At 64.5% G+C, this 1307-nt stretch carries 1 protein-coding gene; it reads right to left on the bottom strand.

What is annotated here, in order from left to right; translation table 11 throughout:
- Positions 1-121 precede the first annotated feature (121 nt).
- The gene (locus MU407_RS13990; protein WP_246958402.1) at positions 122-1093 is read right to left on the bottom strand and encodes an ATP-binding cassette domain-containing protein; all 972 of its coding nucleotides are present in this window, start codon (positions 1091-1093) and stop codon (positions 122-124) included.
- Between the last annotated feature and the right edge of the window lie 214 nt (positions 1094-1307).

The following is a 1307-nucleotide window of genomic DNA, read 5'->3' as shown; positions in this document are numbered from 1 at the left end:
TCCTGCGCCCGCTACGAGAAGTGACCATCTCGATCGCCGGCCAGCACATCACCGCCCAGCCAGAAATCACCGACGAGGCCAGAAACCTACTCGACGCGTTGACACACTAAACCAGTGCAAGTCAGGTCTGACGGATCACACCCTCAACATCGGGCTCGCGCGAGGAAAGATCCGAGACCTCCAACGATGCGGTGACCGCAGCGATCGCTGCCGGCGGGGCGATCTGCTCCGGATCGAAGTGGAACGTCGCCAGCACATCGTCACCGTCGGGCCGGACCTCGGTCAGCTCGATCTGGTCGATCCGCAGGTCATCCGGCACCCGCGGGGCGCGGGCCACGATCTCGCGATGCGGCGCGTACGCACGGCGCAGCGCGCCGAGTTCCCCGTCATACAGGATCCGGCCCTCATCGATGATCACCACCCGCCGCGCAAGCTGCTCGATGTCGGCGATGTCATGTGTGGTGAGCATGACCGTGGTGCCCTCGGTCCGGTTGCGCTCGGCAATGAAGTCACGGATGCGAGCCTTCGCCACCACGTCCAGCCCGACGGTGGGTTCATCGAGGTAGAGCACCGGCGGGCGGTAGAGCATCGCAGCGACGATGTCCCCGCGCATCCGCTGGCCCAGCGACAGCGACCGCACCGCGGTGTCCATGAACGAGCCCATGTCCAGCAGATCCACGAACTCATCCAGCGCCCGGCAATAGTCGGTCCTCTCCAGGCCATACAGGCGGGAGATCAGCTCGAACGAATCACGCAGCGGCAGATCGGTCCACAGCTGGGTGCGCTGCCCGAACACCGCTCCGATGTTGCGGGCGTTCGCCCGGCGGTCCTTCCACGGGACGATGCCCTCCACCTCGACCATGCCTGAGGTGGGCACCAGGATCCCGGTGAGCATCTTGATCGTGGTGGACTTCCCGGCCCCGTTCGGACCCAGGTAACCGACGATCTCCCCGTCATCGATCGTCAGGGAGATGTCATCGACAGCCCGAGAGATAATCCGCTCAGTGCTGAAGAACGACCGGACCCTCGAAAACCGCCCCTCAACCCGCTTGGGGCGGGAGAACTCCTTGACCAGGTTCTCTGCGCGGATCATCGTTTCACTCCTCGCTGCGTATCAGATGACTCGCTCTCCGGCAGCAACTCCGAGCGAGCGCACTATATGGAGAACAGCGGATTGGCTCAGTAGCCTCGATCTTTCATGGTGCTGCTGAGCGGCGGTGTCCGGCGTCGTTGCCGGTGTGCGCGAGCTGATTGTGGCATGAGGGTGTGACGGTCCGCCGCGTGTCGGTCGCGGTGGTCGGGCGTTC

The organism is Brachybacterium sp. Marseille-Q7125 (assembly GCF_023062615.1).
GTDB lineage: Bacteria > Actinomycetota > Actinomycetes > Actinomycetales > Dermabacteraceae > Brachybacterium.
This window is presented reverse-complemented; position numbering and strand designations above follow the sequence as displayed.